At 74.4% G+C, this 6,340-nt stretch carries 6 protein-coding genes; 3 read left to right on the top strand and 3 right to left on the bottom strand.

From position 1 onward, the window contains the following. Positions 1-831, top strand: an 831-nt coding sequence (locus DZF91_RS29935; RefSeq protein WP_147341451.1) for a S1 family peptidase, incomplete at its 5' end; no start/stop codon positions are given. 110 nt (positions 832-941) lie between these two features. Here the strand turns inward: DZF91_RS29935 and DZF91_RS29930 are convergent. Next, positions 942-1,844: a LysR family transcriptional regulator gene (locus DZF91_RS29930; protein WP_117360449.1), complete on the bottom strand. Its 903-nt coding sequence runs from the start codon at positions 1,842-1,844 to the stop codon at positions 942-944. Positions 1,845-1,939: 95 nt separating this feature from the next. Between DZF91_RS29930 and DZF91_RS29925 the strand changes: the two genes are divergently transcribed. Continuing rightward, complete coding sequence (locus tag DZF91_RS29925) at positions 1,940-3,355, top strand: MFS transporter (protein ID WP_117360448.1); 1,416 nt, start codon at positions 1,940-1,942, stop codon at positions 3,353-3,355. 50 nt (positions 3,356-3,405) lie between these two features. Continuing rightward, a complete protein-coding gene (locus DZF91_RS29920; RefSeq protein WP_117360447.1) occupies positions 3,406-4,359 on the top strand; it encodes an alpha/beta hydrolase in 954 nt (317 codons plus the stop codon). On the opposite strand, the gene DZF91_RS29915 is transcribed toward DZF91_RS29920, so the two are convergent. Together DZF91_RS29915 and DZF91_RS42335 are read right to left on the bottom strand one after the other, a co-directional pair. Beyond that, the gene (locus DZF91_RS29915; protein WP_117360446.1) at positions 4,334-5,173 is read right to left on the bottom strand and encodes a DUF6923 family protein; all 840 of its coding nucleotides are present in this window, start codon (positions 5,171-5,173) and stop codon (positions 4,334-4,336) included. The two genes, DZF91_RS29920 and DZF91_RS29915, sit on opposite strands and share 26 nt — an antisense overlap. Positions 5,174-5,188: 15 nt before the next feature. Beyond that, positions 5,189-6,292: a tyrosine-protein phosphatase gene (locus tag DZF91_RS42335; protein WP_117360445.1), complete on the bottom strand. Its 1,104-nt coding sequence runs from the start codon at positions 6,290-6,292 to the stop codon at positions 5,189-5,191. Positions 6,293-6,340 lie beyond the last annotated feature (48 nt).

The raw sequence follows: 6,340 nt of genomic DNA, 5'->3' as shown, positions 1-6,340 counted from the left end.
GCGTTCCTGGCCGGCCCGACCGCCGCCGCGAACGCCGACCCCGCGCCGACCGCTCCCCGGCCCGCCCGTCCCGCTCCCACCGCCCCGCTGGCCGCGACCGACTACCACGCGATCGTCGCGCTGAGCAACTGCTCGGGGTCGGTCGTGCGGGGTCCGCTGTCCACCGACAACGACCCGGCGCTCGTGCTCACCAACGGCCACTGCAGCGAGCTCGGGATGCCCGGGCCGGGGCAGGTCATCGTGAACCGCAGCTCCTCGCGGTCGTTCACGCTGCTGAACCGCACCGGGACGGGTTCGCTCGGCACACTGCGCGCGTCGCAGATCGAGTACAGCACGATGACCGACACCGACGTGACGCTGTACAAGCTGCGCACCACGTACGCGCAGCTCAAGTCGCAGTACGGCACGGACGCGCTGCGACTGTCGGCGGCGCACCCGCAGGCCGGGACGTCGATCAGCGTCGTGTCGGGGTACTGGCGCACGACCTACAACTGCAAGATCGACGCGTTCGTGTACCGGCTGCACGAGGCGAGCTGGGTCTGGAAGGACTCGCTCCGGTACACCTCGTCCTGCAACACCATCGGCGGGACGTCGGGGTCGCCCGTCATCGACACCGCGTCCGGGCTGGTCGTCGGGGTGAACAACACCAGCAACGAGAACGGCGAGCAGTGCACCCTCGACAACCCGTGCGAGGTGGACCAGAACGGCACCACGACCATCCACCAGGGCATCGGCTACGGGCAGGAGACCTACCTGCTCACGCAGTGCCTCACCGCCACCAACGACATCGACCTGACCCAGGCGGGCTGCCAGCTCCCCAGGCCCGCCTGATCCGGCCGGTGACCGCCGCGGCGGTCCCGTGACGGCCCGCTGACGCGTGACGGCCCGGGTGTCCGTGTTCGCCCCACGGACGCCCGGGCCTCACCTTGCCCGGACGCGGGTCAGGGCCGGCGGTCGGGGGCCGTGCGGGCGGCGACGTGCGCCAGGAAGCGGCGCAGCGCGGGGTTGGGGTTGTCGCGCGACCACGCCAGCGTGATCGGGACGGTCGGGACGGGCTCGGCGAAGCGCCGGATCGCGACCCCCGGGACGTGCAGCGTGGCCGCCTTGCCCTCGGTGACGAAGCTGATGCCGCGGCCCTGCGCGACGGCGAACAGCATGTGCTCCTCCTCCGGCTCGGAGTGCGCGACCTCGGGGCGCACCCCCTCGCCGAAGACCTCATCGAGCATCCGGTCCCACATCCTCGGGCCGTGCTCGCGCGGCCACCAGACCAGCGGGCGCCCGGCCACGTCGCGGCGGCGCAGCCGGCGCTTGCGGGCGAGCGGGTCGCCGCTCGGGACCGCCGCCACGACCGGCTCCTCGCCGACCGTGCGGCAGGCCAGGTCGTCGCGCGGGTCGTCCAGCATCCGCAGGAACGCCGCGTCGATCGAGCGCTCGCGCAGCCGCTGCTCGTCGCGCGCGGTGAAGCCGCTGGTCACCCAGACGTCCACGGCGGGGTCGGCGGCGCGGAAGGTGTCGACGAGGTCGGTGACGACGCTGCGCGGCGCGGACCGGGTGAGGCTGATCGCCAGGCGTCCGGCCTCCCCCGCCGCGAAGCCGCGGGCCAGTTCGACGGCGGCGTCGGCGCGGGCGAGGACGTCCCTGGCCGCGGGGAGCAGCGCGGTCCCGGCGTCGGTGAGCGCCACGCCGCGCCGGTTCCGCGCGAACAGCGCGACGCCGAGCTCCCGCTCGAACGCCTTGATCTGCTGGCTGAGGCCAGGCTGGGCGACATGGAGCCGCTGCGCCGCGCGGCCGTAGTGCAGTTCCTCCGCGACCGCCACGAAATATCGGAGATGCCGCAGTTCCATGGCGGTCACCTTATCCGGCGGTGATAACCGCGGCTTCTCACAGACGAAGGACCCGGACTTGGACGCGGCGCTCCCGCCGGTGGCCGAATGGTCCCATGACCGACACACTCGTTTCCCGGCCGCGCGCCGCCGGGAGCGCGCCCGTCCACCGGTGGGTCGCGCTCGCCGGGGTGCTGCTGGCCACCTTCATGGGCCTGCTGGACGTCAGCATCGTGACCGTCGCGGTGCCGTCCATCCAGCACGACCTGCGCGCGCCCTTCGGCGAGGTGCAGTTCGTGGCCGCCGGGTACACGCTGGCGTACGCGGTCGGCCTGGTCACCGGCGGACGGCTCGGCGACAGGTTCGGACGCCGCCGGATGTTCCTGGCCGGTGTCGTGCTGTTCGTGCTCACCTCGCTGGCGTGCGCCGCCGCGCCGTCCGCGCCGGCGCTGGTCGGCGCGCGGGTCGCGCAGGGGCTGGCGGCGGCGGTGATGCTGCCGCAGGTCCTGTCGATCGTCCAGGACGCCTTCACCGGGCCCGCCCGGGCGACCGCGCTCGGCGCGTACGGCGCGACGATCGGGCTGGCGTCCATCGCCGGGCAGATCGTCGGCGGGGCGCTGCTCGCCTGGAACCCGCTCGGCCTGGAATGGCGGTCGGTGTTCCTGGTGAACGTCCCGGTCGGCGCGGTGGCGCTGGCGGTGGCGGGCCGGACGGTGCGCGAGAGCCACGGCGTCCGCGCGCGGATCGACCTCGCCGGGGCGGGGCTGCTGGCGGTCGCGCTCGTCGCGCTGCTGCTGCCGCCCGTCCTGGAGCGGGGCTGGCCGCTCGTGGTGGCCGGCGCCGCGGTCGGCACCGTCCTCCTGGCGGTCTTCGCGCTGGTCGAGCGGCGGCAGGCGGACCCGCTCGTGCCGCCCCGGCTGCTGGGGCAGCGCCGGATCGTCCGCGGGCTGCTCACCGTCCTCGCGTTCTACACGGGCAACGCCGGGTTCTTCCTGCTGCTGGCCTACCACCTGCAGGCCGGGCTCGGACTGACCCCGCTGCAGAGCGGCCTGGCCTTCGCGCCGCTCGGCGTCGGGTTCGCCGTCACCAGCCTCGCCGGGCGCGAGCGGGGCGCGCTCACCCTCGGGACGGTGCTGATGGCGGCCGGGCTCGCCGGCGTCCTGGCGATCGTCCTGGGCGTCCCGCGGGACGCGCAGACCGCGTGGCTGCTGCCCGTGCTGGCCGTCGCGGGGGCCGGGCAGGGCCTGGTCGCCGCGCCGCTCATCGGCCGGGTGCTCGACGGCGTGGACCCCTCGGACGCCGGGGCCGCCAGCGGGGTCCTGCTGACCGCGACGCAGATCGCCAACGCGGCCGGCGTCGCGCTGATCGGCGGGCTGTTCGCCCGTGCGCTCGGCTCGACGCCCGGCGCGCCCGGCGTCCCCTTCACCGACTACGCGCACGCGACCGCCGTGACGACCGCGGCCGTCCTGGTGCTGGCCGCGGTCACCGGGCTGCTCACCCGCCTGCTCGCCCGCCACCGCCAGGCCCACTGAAGCACCGAACCACCGAATTGCCGAACCACTGAGACCAGAGGAGAACCGACATGTACCTGGACCCGGAACTCGCCGGGATCGCCGCGACGCTGCCGCGCACCGACTTCACCGACCCGGTCGCGGTCCGCGAGGCCGCGCTCGCCGCCGCGCGGGCGGCCGTCGCGGCCCTCCCGCCGGACGACTCCGTGCGGATCACCGACATGGCGACCACGGGCCCGGGCGTGCGCGTGTACCGTCCGGTGGACGCCCAGGACCCGTCCCCCGTCGTGCTGGACTTCCACGGCGGCGGATTCGTCATGGGCAGCCTCGACAGCGAGCACCGCCGCGCCCTGGACCTGGCGCGCCGGACCGGCTTCGTCGTCGTCTCCGTCGACTACCGCCTCGCACCCGAGCACCCCTTCCCCGCCGGGCTCGAGGACTGCTACGAGGCCCTGCGCTGGACGGTCGCCAACGCCGCCGAGCTCGGGATCGACCCCGGCCGCGTGGCCGTGATGGGCGGCAGCGCAGGCGGCGGGCTCGCGGCCGGTGTCACGCTGCTGTCCCGCGACCGCGGGGGCCCGGCGATCGCGTTCCAGCTGCTCATCTGCCCGGCGACCGACCACCTGATGCGCACCCGCTCGGCGTCCGCGTTCACCGACGTCCCGGCCCTGGACGCGGCGGCGGTCGCGCAGATGTGGGCGCTCTACCTGCCCGCCGGGGCCGAACCGCGCCTCGACGCCTCCTACGCGGGTCCGCTGAACGCCGAGGACCTGTCGCTCCTGCCGCCCGCGTTCGTCCTGACGGCCGAGCACGACCCGCTGCGCGACGAGGGCCACCGGTACGGCCTGCGGCTGCTGGACGCCGGGGTGCCGGTGGAGCTGCACCACGTCCCAGGGACCTTCCACGTCTTCGACCACGTGGCGCCGCACACGGAGATCGCGCGGCGCGCGCGGGCCGAGATGGCCGCCGCCCTGAGCCGTGCGCTCGGGCGGCGGCCGGTCATGGCCGGTAGTGCCGGAAGTTGACCGAGAGACGGTTGGGAGCGACGTCCAGGACGTGCATGAGGGAGCCGTCCGGGCGGGGCAGGAAGGTCAGGGCCTCGACCTCGGTGCCGCCCGGCAGGCTCGGCGTCAGCACCCGGGTGACCGCGCCGGTACCGAGGTCGATCCGGTAGACGGCCTTGGTCGTCCCGTCGGACGAGGCGTACAGGGCGCCCTCGTGCACCTTCGCGCCCTGGACGTGCGGGACGGGGCTGCTGAGCGGGACGCGCTTGACCAGGCTGCCGTCGGTGAGGCTGTAGAAGTTCACGGCGGTGGCATCGTACTCCGACGACAGGAGGTAGCCGTCGCCGACAGCCGTCCAGGGGACGCCGTCACGCTGGACGTCCTGGGGCAAGGCGAACGCGGTGCCCGTGTAGGAGAGCGTGGCGGCGTCGTAGACGGCGATGTAGGGGTGCTGGTACTTGCTGCCGTCCTCGATCGGCACGTACAGCTTGCCGTCGTAGTAGTCGATCCCGCCGATGTGGTTGTCGCCCTGGAGCGCCAGCGCGGCGGGGATCGCCGCCCGGTTGGACGCGAGCGTGCCCCCGCTGAGGGAGACCTTGCTCAGCCCGTACTGCCAGGAGAAATACCAGACGTTCCCGTCGGTGGTGACGCCCTGAGAGCGCTGGAGGGCGTCGGTCAGGTAGAAGGTGTCGCTGGAGACCTGCTGCCAGGCGTCGGCGGCGGAGGCGGGCGCGGCCGTGGCGGTGCCCGTGCCGGTGAGCGCCGTGGTGACCGCCGCCGTGAGCGCCGTGGCGAGGGCGGCGGCGGTCAGCGGGCGCGTGATGCGTCGCTTCATGGAGGTCCTCCCGGGTCAGGACGCCAGCAGGCGCGATCGCAGGGCGGCGATGGTGGCGTCCGACAGGCCGAGCCCCTGGCGGACGTAGGCGTCGAACGAGCCGAACGAGCGGTCGACCTCGGCGAACGCGGCGTCCAGCCAGTTGGCGCGGACGCTGTCGGAGCCGTAGTAGGTGTTGCTCGCCAGGTAGTCGTTGTAGATCGTCGCGCGGTCCACGCCGAGGATCGTCAGCAGGACGGCGGCGCCCCAGCCGGTGCGGTCCTTGCCCGCCGTGCAGTGGAACAGGGCGGAGTCGGGCTGGGCGGCCAGCGCCGTGAGCAGGTCGTGGTAGGCGGCGCGGGCGCTCGGCGCGTTCACCATCAGCCGGTAGCCGAGGTTCTGCTCGGCGTCCTTGGCCGAAGAGAGCAGCTTGGGCAGCGCCAGGAGCAGGGCGAGGGTGAGGCCGTCGCCGGTGGGGAGGCCCTTGGTGACGTCGATGAGGTCCGCGACCTTGTAGGACGCGCCGGCGGGGAGCTTGTCCGGGGCGTCGAGGCGCTCCTGGAGGTTGCGCAGGTCCACGACGAGCTTGATCCTGTCGGCCGCGAGCGTGGCCTGGTCGGCGGCGTCGAGGTCGCTCAGCTTGTTGGAGCGGTAGAAGACGCCCATCCGCACCCAGTGCCCGTCGGCCGTCCGGTAGCCGCCGACGTCGCGGAGGTTGCGGGCGTGCGGCAGGTGCAGGGAGCGGTCGGCGACGACCAGCGGCGTCCCGTTCGCCGGGACGAGCCGGAAGTACCAGCGGGCGGCGGACGGCAGGCCGCTCGCGGTGAGCGTGCCGGACGCGCCGCCGGTCCCGACCGGGCGCGCCGTGCCGCCGCCGGACGCGTCGGTGACCGCCGTGACCGTGACGTTCCCGGCGTCCGGCGCCTGCCAGGTGACCGTGTACGAGCCGTCCGCGGCCTGGGTGGCGGTGGCCGCGGTGAAGACCGACCCGGTGAAGACCGACCCGGTGAGGGCCGACCCGGTGAGGGCCGTGCTGCGGGCGGGGGCCGCGAGCGCGGACGGCCCCGGGGCCAGCAGGGTCAGCGCGGTCGTGACGGCGGTCGCCGCCGCGAGGGTCGTCTTCGGGGGACGGGTGCGCATGGGGGCTGCTCCTCGAAGAACTCGGCTGGTGCGGGGGGCTGGGAGGGT

It is taken from the genome of Actinomadura logoneensis, assembly GCF_003428695.1.
In the GTDB taxonomy this organism is placed as follows: domain Bacteria; phylum Actinomycetota; class Actinomycetes; order Streptosporangiales; family Streptosporangiaceae; genus Spirillospora; species Spirillospora logoneensis.
The sequence above is the reverse complement of the archived record's forward strand: the minus strand, read 5'-3'. Positions and strand labels throughout refer to the sequence as shown.